This window comes from Paenibacillus sp. PSB04, from assembly GCF_025809195.1.
Taxonomy (GTDB): Bacteria; Bacillota; Bacilli; order Paenibacillales; family Paenibacillaceae; genus Paenibacillus_AQ; species Paenibacillus_AQ favisporus.
On the sequence record NZ_CP081301.1, the window covers coordinates 5,657,156 to 5,672,825 of the forward strand.

General features: G+C 53.2%; 12 protein-coding genes and 1 other annotated feature. Of the genes, 3 read left to right on the forward strand and 9 right to left on the reverse strand.

The window, feature by feature from the left end; genetic code table 11:
• Positions 1-9 precede the first annotated feature (9 nt).
• Positions 10-975, reverse strand: a complete 966-nt coding sequence (locus K2F33_RS26030) for an ABC transporter permease (protein ID WP_145020630.1) — start codon at positions 973-975, stop codon at positions 10-12.
• 232 nt (positions 976-1,207) lie between these two features.
• Here K2F33_RS26030 and K2F33_RS26035 point away from each other — a divergent pair, with 232 nt between their 5' ends.
• Positions 1,208-2,935, forward strand: a complete 1,728-nt coding sequence (locus K2F33_RS26035) for a sensor histidine kinase (protein WP_263879618.1) — start codon at positions 1,208-1,210, stop codon at positions 2,933-2,935.
• Positions 2,936-2,946: 11 nt separating this feature from the next.
• Positions 2,947-4,551: a response regulator gene (locus tag K2F33_RS26040; protein WP_263879620.1), complete on the forward strand. Its 1,605-nt coding sequence runs from the start codon at positions 2,947-2,949 to the stop codon at positions 4,549-4,551.
• Positions 4,552-4,609: 58 nt separating this feature from the next.
• Here the strand turns inward: K2F33_RS26040 and K2F33_RS26045 are convergent, their stop codons facing one another.
• From K2F33_RS26045 to K2F33_RS26070, 6 genes are all read right to left on the reverse strand, one after another.
• Positions 4,610-5,182: a restriction endonuclease gene (locus tag K2F33_RS26045; RefSeq protein ID WP_263879622.1), complete on the reverse strand. Its 573-nt coding sequence runs from the start codon at positions 5,180-5,182 to the stop codon at positions 4,610-4,612.
• 185 nt (positions 5,183-5,367) lie between these two features.
• Complete coding sequence (gene rpoD / locus K2F33_RS26050) at positions 5,368-6,273, reverse strand: RNA polymerase sigma factor RpoD (protein WP_240913186.1); 906 nt, start codon at positions 6,271-6,273, stop codon at positions 5,368-5,370.
• 302 nt (positions 6,274-6,575) lie between these two features.
• Positions 6,576-7,529, reverse strand: a complete 954-nt coding sequence (locus K2F33_RS26055; RefSeq protein ID WP_263879625.1) for a LacI family DNA-binding transcriptional regulator — start codon at positions 7,527-7,529, stop codon at positions 6,576-6,578.
• 97 nt (positions 7,530-7,626) lie between these two features.
• Positions 7,627-8,310, reverse strand: coding sequence for a VOC family protein (locus K2F33_RS26060; RefSeq protein ID WP_263879627.1), 684 nt, complete (start codon positions 8,308-8,310; stop codon positions 7,627-7,629).
• A gap of 125 nt (positions 8,311-8,435) precedes the next feature.
• On the reverse strand, positions 8,436-10,121 hold the full coding sequence (locus tag K2F33_RS26065; protein WP_263879630.1) for a glutamine--tRNA ligase/YqeY domain fusion protein: 1,686 nt from the start codon (positions 10,119-10,121) through the stop codon (positions 8,436-8,438).
• Positions 10,122-10,192: 71 nt separating this feature from the next.
• Positions 10,193-10,455: a binding site (T-box leader), on the reverse strand.
• Between the two features lie 85 nt (positions 10,456-10,540).
• The gene (locus tag K2F33_RS26070) at positions 10,541-11,623 is read right to left on the reverse strand and encodes a glycoside hydrolase family 172 protein (RefSeq protein ID WP_263879633.1); all 1,083 of its coding nucleotides are present in this window, start codon (positions 11,621-11,623) and stop codon (positions 10,541-10,543) included.
• Positions 11,624-11,825: 202 nt separating this feature from the next.
• On the opposite strand from K2F33_RS26070, the gene K2F33_RS26075 reads away from it, so the two are divergent.
• Complete coding sequence (locus K2F33_RS26075) at positions 11,826-12,728, forward strand: helix-turn-helix transcriptional regulator (RefSeq protein WP_263879636.1); 903 nt, start codon at positions 11,826-11,828, stop codon at positions 12,726-12,728.
• 33 nt (positions 12,729-12,761) lie between these two features.
• Here K2F33_RS26075 and K2F33_RS26080 read toward each other — a convergent pair whose 3' ends face one another.
• Positions 12,762-13,835, reverse strand: coding sequence for a glycosyl hydrolase family 18 protein (locus K2F33_RS26080; protein ID WP_263879639.1), 1,074 nt, complete (start codon positions 13,833-13,835; stop codon positions 12,762-12,764).
• Between the two features lie 48 nt (positions 13,836-13,883).
• Positions 13,884-15,653: a polysaccharide deacetylase family protein gene (locus K2F33_RS26085; protein WP_263879643.1), complete on the reverse strand. Its 1,770-nt coding sequence runs from the start codon at positions 15,651-15,653 to the stop codon at positions 13,884-13,886.
• Positions 15,654-15,670 lie beyond the last annotated feature (17 nt).

Genomic DNA, 15,670 nt, shown 5'->3' on the forward strand with positions numbered 1-15,670 from the left:
TTCCCTCCCTTACCACAGACTGTTGCTGCTGAGCTTTTTGGAAATCTGGTTTACCAGGATCAGCAACACAAAGTTGATCAGCGTATTAAACAGGTTGATGGCCGATGAGAAGCTGTACTGGCTGCTGAGCAGACCGATTTTGTACACGTACGTGGAAATGACTTCGCTGGATGAGATGTTCAAGTTGTTCTGCATCAGATACACCTTCTCAAAGCCGACGCCCAGCAGCCCGCCCATCCGCAAAATAAACAGGGTGACGGCCGTCGGGATCAGCATCGGAATATCGATGTAACGGATTTTCTGCCAGCGGCTTGCCCCGTCTACGGTTGCCGCTTCATAGAGGCTCGGATCTACGGCTGACAGCGCCGCAATGTAGATAATGCTGTCCCATCCCGCATGCTGCCACACATCCGACCAGACATACACGCTGCTGAACATCCCGGCCGATCCCATGATATTGGGTGCCTCCGCACCGAACAGCCGGAAGATGCTGCCGATCAGGCCGCTCCCCGGAGACAGCAGGATCAGCATCAGGCCGACCATGACGACGGTAGAGATAAAATGAGGCATGTACGTCACGGTTTGAAAAAACCGTTTAAACCGGTTCGCCCGCATCTGATTGACCATCAAAGCCAATACGATCGGGATCGGGAAGGTCACGATGCTGTACAGGCTGATGATCAGCGTATTTTTGATCGTGACGTTAAATTGGTAGGAATGAAAAAATTTCTCGAAATACTTCATCCCTGCCCAGGGACTTCCCATAATGCCCAGCGCCGGACTGTAATCCTTGAACGCAATGAGGACGCCGTACATCGGCTTGTAGGAGAACAGCAGCAGCAGGATCGCCGCCGGCAGCAGCAGCACGTACAGCCCCCAATTCCTTTCGATTCTTCCCCAGGTTCGCCGGAAGCCGGATGACTCTGATTTCAACGCAGGTCCCCCCTCTCTCCTTTCTTTCGGAACAAGACTCATTATAAATGGACTTGAGGAGCTTAATCGGACCTCTTGCCGCCGTTATCCGGACTCCCGGGTACGGAAAAGTCTGTCCGCGCAGCCACGCCAACCGTCCGATCCGGACGTAAGGATGTCACTTTCCGGACTTTTGGAGCGGATGCGCAGTATTTCGCATTTTGTTACAGGCCGGGGTTATATATAATGAAAAATAAAGCGCATTCATAAGAGGAGGCGTCAGAACAGAATTTTCATGCGGCTAATCATCCACCGTACCGGCAAACCTTACCCGGTCAAACATTATGTCAACATGCTGATTATCATTTTATTTACGGCGCTGGTCCTCGATTTTTTGATCAGCTATGCTTCGATCTCCATCGTCAAGCAGCAGTCCGGCCGGAGTCTGCGGGACACAGCAGATCTGTACATCAACCGGATCAACCATGATTTCGCCTACATCAATCACTACATGGGCTGGTCGCTGGCCAATGACCAAATCATCGAGACGATGGATGAGAACGCTTCAGGTTCGGCCGAATTTCTAAAGTCCAACACCCAGCTTCATCAGCGATTTACCGAGCTGCAGAGAAATTACGGCCAGGCATATCAATTTTTCATCTATCTGAAAAACAAAGATTTTTTCCTGAACTGCGCTCCCCTAAGCATCGGGTATCCCGATTATTTGGAACTGAAGCGGCAGATCATTTCCTATTCCGAGGACAAAGATGTATACGACAAATTTTATTCCCGCTGGACGCCGGTCCTCGTCCGGAATAAATACTATATTGTCAATATCGTCCCTTATCATGACCGTTATTTGATCTGCCTGATCTCTGCAGACGAACTGATCCGTCCGCTGCAGAGCATCGACATGGGGAAGAACGGCACCGTCTCTCTTGTTGATGAACAGGGGATCAATATTTCCACACCAATCCGCGTGGACGAGACGCAGGCGCTGGATACCGCCAAGCCTTCTCCCTTCGGCCTCGCCCACTCCCGGGCCGCCGTGACCAGCCGGTTCTCCGACGCCTCATTCAGCGTTCAAATGATCGCCAGATACGGTACGTTCGAAAAAATTATGATCGCCCAGCTGGTCATCATTCTGCTGGCGCTGATGATCGCGATCGTCCTCTGCATCGTCATGCTCTATTTCAACAAACGGGTGCTGCGGCCGATCCAAAGCTTCTCGGATACGCTCGCCCGGTGGAACGAGGAGAGCGCCGCATTGGATTTTAAAAACAGCAAGATTATCGAACTGGAGCAGGCCAGCCAGCAGTTCAAGCATCTGATCGGACAAATCCGCAGATTCAAGATCGATATGTATGAGCAGGAGCTGGAAAAGCAGCGGATCCAGCTGGATTACATGAAGCTGCAGATCAACCCGCACTTTTTTCTCAACTGTCTGACGAGCATGTACAGCATGGCCCAAATGCAAATGTATGGCGAAATCGAGCGAATGGCCATGTCGACGACCCAATACTTTCGCTACATCTTTCAGAACGGGCACAACTTCGTGCGGCTGCAGGATGAAATCGAACATGTCCGCATTTATCTCGACATCCAGCGTCACCGGTACAGGAACGCCTTCGCCTATCATATTTCCCAAGATGCAGAAACCGGAGATATCCGCATTCCCCCGCTCGTGCTGCAGACCTTCATTGAAAATGCCGTAAAATATGCCGTATCACGCGTCACCGAGGCGAACATTACGTTATCGGTCAGCAGGGAAATGCCGGATGATCTTGCCAAAATCACCATATCGGATTCGGGACCGGGCTTTCCTCCGGACATTTTAGAACAGCTCATGCATGGTGGGCTGCTGAACGCGGAGAACGGCAACCGGATCGGTATGATGAACACGATACAGCGCCTTGAGCTGCTCTACAAGGGTCAAGCGAGCGTCTCCTTTTCTAACCGCGAGGGAGGCGGAGCGGAAGTAACCATCATCATCCCCGTATCCCCGCCGGAAGCCATTGATTAAGGAGGAATCGCATGAACGTTTTACTGGTGGATGACGATTATTTTGTCGTAACGGCGCTCGAAAGCAAAATCGACTGGCAGGCACTCTCCATTGAGCAAATCTACACGGCTTATAACGTTTCCCAGGCGAAGGAAATTTTGCAGCAGCACGCCGTAGACATTCTCATATGCGATATTGAAATGCCGCAAGGCAGCGGCCTGGAGCTGCTGGCCTGGATCCGGGAGGAGCGCTACCGGGTGCAGGCGATATTCCTGACGAATTACGCGGACTTCAACTACGCCCAGAAAGCGATCGAACTGCAGAGCTTCGACTATTTCCTCAAACCGATCGAGTTTGACAAATTAGCCCTGATTATCCGCAAGGCGGCAAACAAAGCGAGCGAGGAACGGTCGATTGAGGAGGCTGCGCGCGAGGGGCTGCTGTGGAAAAAAAACCAGAACCGCCTGCTGGAGCTGTTCTGGCGCAAACTGATCACGGGCAAAAGCTTTCCCTCGGAACCCCAGGCCATTCAGCGTGTTATGGAGGAGCAGCATTTGCCTTATCAGCTGTCCGACCGGTTTACGCCCCTGATCATCAAGGTGTTTCCTCATGACGGGAGTCTTGGCAAAAACGACAAGGACCTGTTTGATTACGCCCTGCTCAACGTGCTGAACGAACTGCTGCGGAGTCCCTTGTACAAGGTCGAAACGGTGCTGGAATACACGGGGAACCACTGGATTGTCATTTTACAATGGAGCGCCGAACCTTCTACCGGTCAGATTGAAGACACATGCGCCTCCCTCATCCCCAAAGCCAACCGGTTCCTGAAGTGCGATGTATACTGTCATCTGGGACTTACTGAGAGCTTGGCGGCGGTGCATCCTATGATCCGGCAGCTGATTCACCTCAATGAAGAAATGATCAACATCCGTAATCAAGTCTTCCGTATCGATCAACGGCCGGTGGACGAAGCGGCTTATATCCCGCCCGACCTGGAGCTGCTGGAAAGACTGCTGAGCGATGGTGACGCATCCGCATTTTGTGCGGAGATAAGCCGGTATCTGCATGAATTGACAGGGCGGCAGGCGCTGAATGTGTCCGCACTGCGGCAGTTTCGGCTTGATTTGATGCAGATGATTTACTCTTTTCTGAAGCAGCGGGAAATCCAGGCCCATAAGCTGTATTCCGGGAGTACCAACGATCAATTGTTTCAGCAGTCGCTCCAATCGATTGAAGATATGGAGCAGTATATCGCCTATCTGGTCGATACTGCTCTGGCGTACCGGACGTTTGCGGAAAAGCCCAACTCGGTCGTGGAGGAAATCAAGCTGTATATCAGCAAGCATATCGGGGAAGATCTGACGCGGAACAGCCTTGCCGAAACCGTCTATCTCAATCCGGATTATTTGGCGCGGTTGTTTAAAAAGGAAACGGGTGTGCCGTTAGGCAACTACATTATCGAAACCCGAATTCAGATGGCAAAGCATTGGCTCGCCACATCACAAATGCCTGTTCATATGATCGCCGGAAAGGTTGGCTACGCCAACGATTCTTACTTTTCCAGGCTGTTCAAGCAGGAATGCGGCTTGACTCCTTACGAATTTAGGCACAAGCAGCAAAAAGACCGCCTGGGGTAGGCGGTCTTATCAACAGCATGCACTCGACTGTTTCCTTCTGTCAGATCAAGGGCAGCGGTCAAGTTGCCGGGCTGAACTCCGTCCGTTCTTCTTCCTCGGCTGCTTCGCTTCCCACCCACAGCTCCACCAGCCTGTCTCCATTGTACAGCTCGATGTTCAGTTCATCGGCATACTGGTACGCGCCCGCCGTGAATTCCCCGGTCGTTGCTACATACCCGCCGACGGCACCGCGCTTCACCATCTGGGAATGGACCACGGCAATGGGGCCGAAATCCACCGGATTCCGGTCGTCAGTACAAACGGCAAGCCCCAGGTACAAGCCATGGTCGGTGTGCTCCTCGATATCGATTCCGTAATTGCGTGATGCTCGGGTGACATAGGTCCGTCCTCCCCTTACCGCTTCCATCATTTCGGCGACAAACGCCTCAAATTCCAGGGACCCTTCGTCCTTGTCTTCACCCTGTTCCTTTTTATATCGATGATATAAGCCGATTTTTAGCGTTTCTTTCATCTCGTTATGGGTGGTCAGCGTATCGATCGCACTGGATCGGTAATGCATCATCATCCCTTTCTGCCGGAGATAGAGCAGCAGCCAGCAAACATTGGTCACAATTAATATACTGATGATCACAATCTTCCAACCTCCTTCTATGAAAATCAGTGTAACCAGCGCCGATCGTTTTCAGACCTTCAAGCCACGGCCAAACGAGAAAAGCTGCCTGCAGTTAGACCTGCAGACAGCTTTCAAATGAATATGATGACATATGAAATGATTCATGAATTCCAAATCGAATGAATTCGCTTAGACTCTATCGTTTACTCGATATAATCCTTCAAGCGTTTGCTCCGGCTGGGGTGTCTCAGCTTCCGCAGCGCTTTCGCTTCAATTTGGCGGATGCGCTCACGGGTTACGCCGAATACCTTGCCGACCTCTTCCAGTGTGCGCGTGCGGCCGTCTTCGAGGCCAAAGCGCAGACGGAGCACGTTCTCTTCCCGCTCTGTCAGCGTGTCGAGCACATCGCCCAGCTGCTCCTTCAGGAAGGTGAACGCCGCAGAGTCAACCGGTGCCGGGGCGTCATGATCCTCAATAAAGTCACCCAGCTTGGAATCATGCTCGTCCCCGATTGGGGTTTCGAGCGAAACCGGATCCTGCGAAATTTTCATAATTTCACGGACCTTCTCTACGCTGAGCTCCATCGCAGCAGCGATTTCTTCCACTTCGGGTTCGCGTCCAAGCTCCTGCACCAACTGCCGCGATATACGTGCCAGCTTGTTAATCGTTTCGATCATATGGACCGGAATCCGGATCGTTCTTCCCTGATCGGCTATGGCCCGCGTAATCGCCTGTCTGATCCACCATGTAGCATAGGTGCTGAACTTAAAGCCTTTCGTGTAATCGAATTTATCTACGGCTTTGATGAGCCCCATGTTGCCTTCCTGGATCAGATCCAAGAGCTGCATGCCGCGGCCCGCATATCTCCGGGCAATGCTGACAACCAGCCGCAGGTTCGCCTCGACCATAATTTTTTTGGCTTCCTCGTCCCCTTCAGCGACGCGCTTGGCCAGTTTGATTTCTTCTTCCGTGCTCAGCAGGCCGACACGGCCAATTCCCTTCAAGTACATACGCACAGAATCATCGTTCTTCATGCCCGTCGGCAGCAGCTCGACGTCAGCATAGGGCTGGTCTTGCTCCTGTTGATTCGACTCGGCTTGATTTCTCATCACTTCATCGCGTTCACGTTCTTCCATCATCCTGTACGTTCCTCCCCCTGAAAATAATCTCTCTGTATCGCTTGATACGGCTTTCTGAGGTGTAAAAAATATTGACAATCACCAATCGTTGTGATACGATAAATGGTAATAATGTGATTAATTTTGGAGTACACATTATAATATCATATACGCACTTACATTTCAATATGTTTCATAGAATTTAGCCTTTTGGATTAAATTACATAAAAATCACATAATATAGACCCGCCGGAGTAACGCTGATGTTCTCCTGCGGGTCTTTTTTGTTGGCTTTATCCGGATGAAGAACGGTATATGATCCGGTACGGAATCTGCACCTTTTCCCTGGAACTACGGGTCACAAGCCTTAAAGCCTCCTCACCTGCCCGGAAGAGCTGATGGTCTACCGTGGTAAGCTGAAGGACTTGGCCAATCGGCTGATTTTCCTGTCCGATGATGGCGATATCGTCCGGAATACGCAGCCCGGCAGAGAGAACAAATTGGTGGATTCCGGCTGCCACCTCGTCCCCGTTGGCATACACGGCGGTCGGCCGGACTTTTCCTTCAAGAAAGTGGCGGGCTGCATCCATACCATCCTTCAATGTGGTGCAGCCATCCAGGCACCGGCATGTCGGGACTTCCCCAAAAACGTCCCGGTAAGCCTGAATCGTCAGCCGGGTGCTGATGCTGGTCTCTCCTCTTGCCGTCGTGAACGCAACCTCTGTGTGTCCCATGCTTTTCAGGAAGGAAAACACCTCGAGCGTCGCGGCATACCGGTCAATGTAGGCGCAGCCGATTTCCTCCAGTTCCGTATACTCGCAGGCTACGATGTGACCATATCCCGCAAAGGGGACGATGGACGACCAATCGTTGGCACGGGACGTAATGATGATGCCGTCGAGCAGTTTAGTTTTCAGCATGGTCAAATACTCCAGCTCTTTCTCCGGATCATACCGGGTTGGAAGCACAGTCACGGTGTAATCTTCCTCAACCGATTTGTTCAATACACCGCTTAGCATCCGGTCGAAAGCCGGGTTGTTGTTGTACGGGATGATCACGCCGATGCTGCGGGTCCGGCCGCGGATCAAATCAACCGCATTGCGGTTTGGCGTGTAATCCAGTTCGTCGATGGCTCGCTGCACGGCGGCTCTTTTCTCAGCGGAAACGTACGGATGCTGGTTGAGAACCCGGGATACCGTGGATACCGAAACACCGGCTCGTCTGGCGATTTCGTGAATGTTGGCCATAACTCCCTGCCTTCTGACTTTTTACATATCGAATAGTTCCTTTATTATATCACGCAGACTCCGAGCCTCATTACGATAGAGGACCAGCCGCAGCGGATTATTCATCCCGGGACTGAATGTCGTACTGATCTGCCTGCAGCATAAGCTGCTCGCTGCCTTGTGCCTGAATGACAACCCGTGTCCCGCTGACAATCGGCGCTCTTCCGTCCGGAAACCAAGGCCGTTCGCGGTCTACCACGATCAACAAGCCCTCGGCGTCGCCTATCGCCGCAAATTGCCGGCCGTCGCCGCTCCACATGGACAGTCCCAGCGTCGTTTGAATCTGTTCCACGGCAGCGGCCACTTCATCAACAGGGAGCCCGATTTCACTGATCCGCAGCAGCTGGCTGCTTGTGAAGTCTTCATTTTCGGCGTTATCAAACGAATGGTGGGCAATGAATTCAATCAGATTCTCATCCGGATCGTAAAAATACAGGGCGTCGGCATTCCAGTTCCCGAAATGAAATTGATCCCCGTCCTGATCGCGGAACAGCGTAATTCCACGCTGAGCTGCCCATTTTTTGGTAGACTCGAGCTGATTCGTCGGAATCGTAAAAGCAATATGGTACATCGATTTTTCGCCGGGCACTGCTGCCTTCTGAAGAATGAGCTGGCTGCCGCCGGCTTGAATGGTGACGTTATCCGACTGTTCTTCGGCCACTGGGAGACCGAGCTTCCCGGCGTAAAATTGCTTCATCTCCGCAAAATGCCGGGTATTTATCGTAAGTTGTTGGATTTTCATCGTAACGACCTCCATGTGCTTCTGGTTTTCAAGGAATTTCTCTGCGGCAGCGTACGCAGCATTTCTAAAATGCGCCATACCCCGTTCACCGCGGGGAACATGACCTGGCCTACTTACGTCGTAGGTCAACGCGATGCTTCCCTCTTCCATGAATCTTTCAGCGAAACGATCCGGTTAAATACCGGTACCGGACCGGTCAGATCTTTGTGATCCAGGCAGAAATAGCCTTGGCGGATAAACTGGTATCTGGCATCCGGTGAAGCTTTTTTCATCCATGGCTCCATGATCGCTTGCCTGTAAATGATTCGGGAATCGGGAGACACCAGCTCTGCCCAATCATTGTCCGATTCCGCCACGGACGCGGCATCTTTCAGCAGGCTGCCGTACAAGCGGATCTCGGCGGGAACACCGTGTGCGGCGGACACCCAATGAATCGTCGATTTCACCTTTCTGCCGCTGAACCCGGTTCCGCTTTTCGTCTCGGGATCGTACGTGCAGTGCAGCTCGATCACTTCACCGGTCTCCGGATCCTTGACGGCATGATGGCATTTTAAATAGTACGCCCCCTTCAATCGAACCTCACTTCCCGGAAACAGGCGATGAAAGCCCGATACCGGATGTTCCATAAAATCGTCCCGCTCGATATACAATTCTCCGGAAAAGGGGACATCCCTGCTGCCAAGCGCCGGATCGGCATCGCTGTGGTGGAGATGCAGTATTTCCACCTGATCCTTCGGATAATTCGTGATGACGACTTTAAGCGGATCAAGCACAGCCATCACAGCGACAGACTTATCCTTTAAGTCCTGGCGGATGAAGTGGTCGAGCATCGCGGCATCCATCGTGCTGCTCCCCCTCAGCATGCCCACTTCCTGCATGAACCTCCGGAGGCCTTCCGGCGTAACGCCTCTTCGCCGCAGTCCCTTCAAGGTCGGAAGGCGGGGATCATCCCATCCGTCAACGAATCCGCCTTCGACCAGCTCCCTGATGTACCTTTTGCTCGTGACCATTCCGGAAACGTTCAGACGTCCGAATTCCCGCTGCTTCGGGGGTTCCGTTACTTCCAGCTCGCGCAGCACCCATTCGTACAAGGGGCGGTGATCCCTGAATTCCGCGGAGCACAGCGAATGCGTAATGCCTTCGATCGCATCCTGGATCGGATGGGCAAAATCATACATCGGATACACGCACCACTCACTCCCTGTCCGGTAATGCTCGGCGTGGATGATGCGGTACAAGGCCGGGTCCCTCAAGTTGATGTTGGGCGAAGACATGTCAATTTTGGCCCGCAGCACCTTGGCGCCGTCCGGGAACCGGCCTTCCTTCATTTGACGGAACAGGGATAGATTCTCCTCCACCGTCCGTTCGCGATAAGGACTGTTTCTTCCAGACTCCGTGAGCGTTCCGCGGTATTCCGTCATTTCCTCCGCCGACAAATCGCAGACATAGGCCTTTCCTTTACGGATGAGCTTCGAAGCCGCTTCGAAGATCTCATCCGAATAATCCGAGCCAAAGTACACCGGCAGGTCCAGACCAAGCCACCGGACATCCTCCCGGATCGCCTCCACGTATTTTACGTCTTCCTTCAGCGGATTCGTATCGTCAAAGCGAAGATTCATCTTCCCGTGGAATGCTTCGGCAATGGCTGCGTTCACGTGAATTGCATAGGCGCTTCCGATGTGCAAATAGCCGTTCGGCTCCGGCGGAAACCGGGTCGCGATCGGTCTAGAATACGTTTCGTTCTCCACATCCTCCATCACGGTTTTCGTTAGAAAATCCACGGCTTCTTCTTTCCTTACCTTTCCTTCCATCAACTGTCCCCTCCTGCTCTTATATCAATCAAAAAGAAAACAAAAAAATCCCGCCTCCAAGACGCTGACGTCTTGGGGACGAGATTGTATTTCGCGGTGCCACCCCGGTTCGCGGATCTATCGCTACATCCGCCTCTTCGGGTACGGCATGCACGCATGTTTATACCCTAGCTCTGTAACAGGAGCTCCTGTCGCACCATCCGAGGAATGAGGATCCCTCTTCCGATGCGCCGCTCGGAGGCTTGCTTCAATGACAGGCGGCCTGCTCCTTCACAGCTGCCGGAGCTCTCTGCAAGGCTGCCCGTTCATCTACTCTTCTCTTCACCGCGTTTTCGTTCCGTTTTGATTTTGACCATATTAACATCATTTTCGGCCAATGTAAACCGCATTATGCATACTTTAACCGGAAAGGGCGGGGATTAAATAACCTCCAGGCCATCGTTATCCGGCAGCGGCGGATGCGGGGTGTGCGGCTCGGATTGATACCAGAAAGCGACGGAGGCGATATCGTCCTGCAGCGGCAAATAGCGGCCGCCGGAACGCCATCCGAGCGCCTGGATCGTTACCTTCAAGTCCTGTTCAAACCGGATCGGGTCCATCACATGCCAGCGGTACATCCCGAATCGCTGCTGGCTCCGGTACAGGCCGTCCGGTCTGATTTGCTGGTGAAAGCCCAAATAGGCAGTGGAAAACGCACCGTACTGTCCCTGTGGATGCTCAAAATTCCAGGCGCCGCCAAAATAGTCTTCGGTCCCGGTGCCGCAAATCGTCGGGAAATCGCGGTCGCCGTCCATATAGAACTTGATCTCGCCTTCTCCCCACCACCCCGTGTTGTTCACCTGCCAGGCGATGTACGTGCCGACGTACTGTCCACTCCCCTTCACGCCATCCAGAAGCACATGGTCCTGCTTGTACGGCAAGGGGTTGCTCCGGCGCCATTGGGCGTGCAAATAGGCCGCATCCTCCGGCACCTCGGTCAGCGTATAGGTGAACTGGTAATACAGCACGACGGGTTTGTCCATCCGGTTCTCGACCGTAACCCGGGCTTTCTTGCGAAACGGCATCACCCAATAGCTGTTCATCCCGCCGGCGGGATTGACCGCCACAGGCAGGGAGTTGACATTGCTCCGCTCGCACCATCCGTTGCAGAAGAAGTCGCCGACAGGCACTTCTATGGAAGGCTCCTGCTCATCATCCCAATAAAAGCGCAGAATCATATGACGCCAGCTGTCCGGAACGCAGGTCAGCCAAATATGCTGAATGGCCCCGGGTCCGTCGATTTCTGCGGCGGTAAACACCTCATCCGGTCTGATCTCCACCGAAGGCGATATTTTCCATCCCTGACCCAAATCCCGGCCGGCATTCGCTCCGGTTCCCTGGGTGGCCATGCCGCCCTTTCCTTTAGCTCCCGTCACATTTTCCGCGCTGATCGATCTCGTTCGTGCGGAGGACATCCGGAATAGATTACCCAGGCTCATATTCAGTCCGTTAAAAGGTTCCATACTCATCTCTCCTGTCATTGGTCAAATCGGATATGCATTAAAGCGGTTACAAGTCATTCTACAGGCGTTTCCCCTCTTTATCGATGTTGGGACTTGTTATTTGTTATCCATTCTTGCTATTGTCAGAATAAAGAACCGCCGAGCCGCTGAAAGAGCGAAAACTCCGATAAGGGACCATTGAAGAAGGGAGCTGTCAAAGCGTATGGACCGGCAACAGCTGCTGCAAGCCTTGTCCCCCTACGTGCGAAGGGCGTGGCATCACAAAGTTGACCGTATGAAACTGGCGCAGCGGATCATTTTTGATTACGAACTGCTGTATGTTGAACAGGGCGAGCTCGATATCCGGATTGGCGGGGATTCACTGACTGTGTATCCAGGCGACCTGCTGCTGTTCAAGCCCGGTATTGAGCATGAATTTGTCCGTTCCAGGGGACCCTGCTGGATGCCCCATATCCATTTCGACGCCCTGTATTATGAAGACTACGAGGAAGTGCCGATCAACTTTAAGCTGCGGGCGGAATGCAGCCAACAAGAGCTTTCGTGGCTCCGGCCGGATTGGCTGGGTTCCTTGCTGGAAATCCCCCATCTGATCCGGGTACAGAACCATGCGGAAATTCATCAGGAGCTGATGCGGCTCATCCACGCCTACGAGCGCCGGGATGCCGAATTTCCGCTGCTTCAGAAATCGCTCGTGCTGGATATTCTGTATTTGGTCATTAAGGGCCTGAAGGCGGCCGGACATGGCCGGCTCTCGCTGCATCAGGCCGCGATGGAGCGGGCGGTGACCCACATCATGGAACATTACAATGGCATCATTCGGCTGGAGGACTTATCCAAAACGGCCTGCCTGAGCCTGTATCACTTCTCGCGCGTATTCAAGCAGACGTATGATGTGTCCCCGCACCAATTCCAGATCCGGTACCGGTTGGAGCGGGCCAAGGAGCTGATGATGTACAGCCGGTTATCCTTGTCCGCGATCGCCGAGCAGGTTGGCTACAGCAGCATTTACGCTTTCAGTAAAGCGTTTAAGTCCGCCTGCGGCATCTCCCCGAAAAAATACATGAGCACCCATGCCTCCATGGGTGCTCCGGAAATCCATCATTAAGCCGCTGACGCATAAACGCGCAGCGGCCATTTTTTACTTTGCCGTTGTGGCAGCTTGATCCAGCTTGTCCAATGTGCCGCTTCCGAGTTCCCCCAGCCTCCAGACGGCCACATGGCTAATCCCGGCTTGACGCAGCGTGTCGATCCAGGAAGTCAGCGTTGAACCGTCCGCATACCACACCGTATGTTTTACGTTCTTATCATCGGTGTACTGATAGTGCAGACTTCCGCTGGCCTCGTCCCGCTTGAGCTCCGAGCCGTTCGTGTACCGTATCTTTACGGCCTGCTGTTCGGTAATGGCAGTCACTTGATCCCCATGCCAGTCAAAGCCCCCGGCCGCAATCGCGATCGCTTTATCGCCCGGAACAGCTGTCATCCGCTTGGCTAACTTTTTCAGAAAAGCTTTGTCCGCTTTGGGTCCCGGACCGCTGTGCGTACCGTACAAATTGTAGGCCATCATCACATATTCAGGCCCTTCAGGCAGCTTCAGCGTTTCGACGGGAGCCCTTGACTCCAGCACGATGCGGAGCGATTTCCCCTTGGCATGCATCCGCTCATACAATTCGCGATAAAAAGCGGTCATATGGCCCCAGTCCTTGTCCGGGATGCGCTCATAATCGATCTCCACCCCTTGAAATGAGTATTGATCGAGCAGGGCCTCAATCTCGGCGATATGCTTCTCCCGCGCTACCTTCGTGGATACCAGCCGCGAGACCAGCTCCGAGTCTTTGGGGGACTCGCTGCCGTCCTGCCGCACGATATCGTTAACAAGGGTCAAGTTCAGCTCGCCGATGCCGGCAGCCTCCGCCGTTTCCCGGATTTGCGGCAGCGCTGCTTTGAACGCCTTCGTAAAATAGGGCTGATCCGATTCGTCAAAATAGGCGGCAAACGCCTGAACACGGCTCAGAGCCTTGCCCAGCTCCCCTGCATCCGCAAGCCCCGACTCCCACTGCCAATCCACCACCCATGCGGTGAGGTTCACAGGAGTTCTGGCCGGCGGAGCCGCCGCTTGCATTGCCGGCTGCCTCATCCAAATGCTGAAACCGACCCCTACGGCGACGATGACAAGCACCAAAGTCATCCATCCGGATTGAGCCACTTGCTTCATACCCATCTTCTCATTACACCGCCATTCCGCCTTTGAATTGCTCTTTCGTCAGAACGTATCGATGGCCCAATCGATCGTCGCGTCCATGGCATGCTCAACCTGCGCCGCGACTTTTTTCCAGCCGAGCAGCTTATTCGTATACCACACCGAGGTTTTTCCATCGGCCGCATTTTCCGTAGTCACCGTGACATCCTCAAAGATTCCGTCATAGATATCGTCCTTGGTGTTTTGCGGACTATAGGCTGATCCCAGTCCCACGGCACCGCCCTTCAGCGATGGATCGATCGAGGTTTGGAGGACCGACTTCCTGTCCACGATGACCTCCAGCCGATTTCCCGACACCTTCATTTCAATCTGCCGGGTATTTTTGATGTTGACGGGATATACATCCTCGTCATCTGTATTGGCGCCGGCCTGCGCTTCTTCTGCGGAATACACCGTTGCCTTGTCAAAGGCGAGATCCTCCGAAGACCAGTTGACCGGATCCAGCTTTTGTGTGCCCAAGACAGTCACAGAGGATCCAGACAGCTTCTGCTCCACCTGGATTTCGTTGCGGTCCAGCGTGATACGAACGTACTGCTGACCATCTCCACGGTCCTTCAAGTAAAAAGACTGCTTGCCGACCACGTTGCCGGAAACCTTCGCATTTAAGGTGAAATCTTCAGGCGCCTGTTCTCCTTGATCCAGCAAAAGCTTGCCTTCACCGGCAGGCGGTGACGTCAGAACGATCCGGTTATCCTTGAATTCGGCGGCGCCTCCAGCCTGCTTCCACTGCCCCGACTGCTTCTGGTCCCCGGTCACGTACGTCATTTGCTGGCCGCTGTCCTTGCCGATTTTCATCAAAAGATGGTTGGTTGACCAGTAGGGCTCAGGCTGGATGCGGGTCAGGTTGTACAAATCCTGTGACGGCCCGTTGAACGCATTGCCCTCCAGGTTAAAATGCATCTGGAACAGAGAACGGATATTGCGGTCATTTACATCCGTCACAAGCGGGTTCATGCTCCCGTACATCGCGTTGGCATGCATGATCATATAGACGCCGGGCACGAAGCCGAGTTTGTCGGTATAGACCGTGTCCATCAGCTGATAATCCTTGCTGATCCGCACCTGCATCGTATCCCGGTCCTCGAGCGGAATCATATTTTCATCGCGGATAAAATCCATAAGGTAGTGATTATAATGCTCGATGTCCTCTTTGCTGTCCAGCTTGTTTTCGTCCTTGACGCCGATGTAGCCGCCGTTTTTATCGAAAATATTGATGTAGGTCAAACGGTACCCGTTGGTCCCCATTTCCCAATACCCGCTTTTCATCATGCTGCGGAGTTCCTTGGGCTGCACGAATTTATGATCCCCGTTCCCCATCTTGTTGGCATAGGTGAGGAAGGTCGCCTTATCATTGTACCTCTCCAGCAAAGGCTGGGCATAAAGACTGGAGTCATTGCGCCCGTCCTCGAAGGACAAAAACAGCGCCTTGTCCGGCAGCGCCTTCCCCTTTTGGTAGAAATCGAGGATGTCCTGCTGTGACACCGTGACATAACCTTGGTCATGGAGGGTTTGTAGCTGGGCTTTGAGCTGGGCTTTATCGATCAGAAGCGGCGTTCCGGTTCGGCTGACCCCAAAATAAGACAGCGCGACAAACCCGCTTCGATTATGCCACGTCGACTTGTCCGGTTCGGCGTAGCGGTCGGTTCTTGCGACGGCTTGGTAGATCAGAAAGATGACCATGATCACCAGGAAGAGCTGGATCCAGGTTTTGATCCACTTCCGCCGGTTTTTGCGCTTCACATCAAGCGCTTCGCTGCGTTTTCCTTTTTTCATCCTGCATCCTCATTTAA

What these genes read in the sequence shown, in the direction of transcription:
- K2F33_RS26030 (WP_145020630.1), bottom strand. Translation starts at nt 975, where the DNA reads ATGAGTCTTGTTCCGAAAGAAAGGAGAGAGGGGGGACCTGCGTTGAAA.
- K2F33_RS26075 (WP_263879636.1), top strand. Translation starts at nt 11,826, where the DNA reads ATGGACCGGCAACAGCTGCTGCAAGCCTTGTCCCCCTACGTGCGAAGG.
- K2F33_RS26070 (WP_263879633.1), bottom strand. Translation starts at nt 11,623, where the DNA reads ATGGAACCTTTTAACGGACTGAATATGAGCCTGGGTAATCTATTCCGG.
- K2F33_RS26060 (WP_263879627.1), bottom strand. Translation starts at nt 8,310, where the DNA reads ATGAAAATCCAACAACTTACGATAAATACCCGGCATTTTGCGGAGATG.
- K2F33_RS26035 (WP_263879618.1), top strand. Translation starts at nt 1,208, where the DNA reads ATGCGGCTAATCATCCACCGTACCGGCAAACCTTACCCGGTCAAACAT.
- K2F33_RS26080 (WP_263879639.1), bottom strand. Translation starts at nt 13,835, where the DNA reads ATGAAGCAAGTGGCTCAATCCGGATGGATGACTTTGGTGCTTGTCATC.
- K2F33_RS26055 (WP_263879625.1), bottom strand. Translation starts at nt 7,529, where the DNA reads ATGGCCAACATTCACGAAATCGCCAGACGAGCCGGTGTTTCGGTATCC.
- K2F33_RS26085 (WP_263879643.1), bottom strand. Translation starts at nt 15,653, where the DNA reads ATGAAAAAAGGAAAACGCAGCGAAGCGCTTGATGTGAAGCGCAAAAAC.
- K2F33_RS26040 (WP_263879620.1), top strand. Translation starts at nt 2,947, where the DNA reads ATGAACGTTTTACTGGTGGATGACGATTATTTTGTCGTAACGGCGCTC.
- K2F33_RS26065 (WP_263879630.1), bottom strand. Translation starts at nt 10,121, where the DNA reads ATGGAAGGAAAGGTAAGGAAAGAAGAAGCCGTGGATTTTCTAACGAAA.
- rpoD (WP_240913186.1), bottom strand. Translation starts at nt 6,273, where the DNA reads ATGAGAAATCAAGCCGAGTCGAATCAACAGGAGCAAGACCAGCCCTAT.